This is a genomic window from Winogradskyella luteola (assembly GCF_019203985.1).
GTDB lineage: Bacteria > Bacteroidota > Bacteroidia > Flavobacteriales > Flavobacteriaceae > Winogradskyella > Winogradskyella luteola.
The window spans coordinates 1-1,025 of sequence record NZ_JAGSPD010000038.1 but is presented as its reverse complement, the minus strand read 5'-3'; the positions used below and the strand labels follow the sequence as shown (position 1 = coordinate 1,025).

Here is a 1,025-nt window from a genome sequence, read left to right as displayed (position 1 = left end):
ATGGCACTGGATGAGTGAAAACCACTTTTTGTTTAGGATAGAGGAAGTGCTAAAATATATGAGGTGGCTCAGTACTCGATTGGGGTTTCATCTGTGTGCGGAGAGAGGAAGAAGAATTTTTGTTGTACTTTGATTGGGTATTGTGGTCAATTGTATTTTGAAAGCTAATAAAATTACAAAGGCCGTAATTTGATATTTCTTTGATAAGTTTCGTGTTTTGGTTCGATAGTAGGGTAGTCAGGGGAGCTTAATTAAATAAAGACTTTACAGAAATGTAAGGTCTTTTTTGGTATCTGTCGCATCTAATAAATTTAAATCTAATATAGTTGTTAAATACTGTTCTAACCAGCTAAAGCATAGAATGATTTAAACATAGATTTTCTATTAGAAATCAATTGGTCTTTCTTAATCAGATGAACCATTTCAATACCGGACAAAGTTCTTTTGGCGGATTCAAATTCTTTAAACCCCAAGCATCTCACTATTCGTTTCTTTACAAAGCGATGGTCCTGTTCAACTATGTTGTTCAAGTACTTACATTGCCTAATTTGAATCTTATAAAATGAGCGTTTATTATAGATTCTAATAGTATGCTTGTTAGAGCCACTCTTATCTATATTAATCAGTTCGGGTTTTCCATTATTTTCAATAGCTTTGATAAGGAACGATTGGGCACTCATCCGTTTTCTTCTATTGGTCAACAGAAAATCAATAGTGTTCCCCTGCTTATCAACTGCTCTATATAAATAGCACCATTTTCCTTTTACTTTAATATAGGTCTCATCCATTCGCCATCGTTTCCCCACAGCTTTCTTTCGTTTTCTAAATTCTTTTTCCAGTAAAGGTGTAAACTTAAATACCCAACGTTGGATGGTGGCGTGGTCTACTTTAGCACCTCTGATTGACATCAGTTCTTCAATTTCACGATAGCTCAGCCCAAATCTAAATTTGAAATATACGGCTTGGATAATAATTGATTTTGGAAAACAATGGCCTTTGAACATGGTGTTTTATACCAAAGATAT

At 34.2% G+C, this 1,025-nt stretch carries 1 protein-coding gene; it reads right to left on the bottom strand.

Going from position 1 to position 1,025, the window contains the following annotated elements:
* Positions 1 to 341 precede the first annotated feature (341 nt).
* The gene (locus KCG49_RS16300; protein ID WP_218548017.1) at positions 342 to 1,004 is read right to left on the bottom strand and encodes an IS6 family transposase; all 663 of its coding nucleotides are present in this window, start codon (positions 1,002 to 1,004) and stop codon (positions 342 to 344) included.
* Positions 1,005 to 1,025 lie beyond the last annotated feature (21 nt).

What these genes read in the sequence shown, in the direction of transcription:
- KCG49_RS16300 (WP_218548017.1), bottom strand. Translation starts at nt 1,004, where the DNA reads ATGTTCAAAGGCCATTGTTTTCCAAAATCAATTATTATCCAAGCCGTA.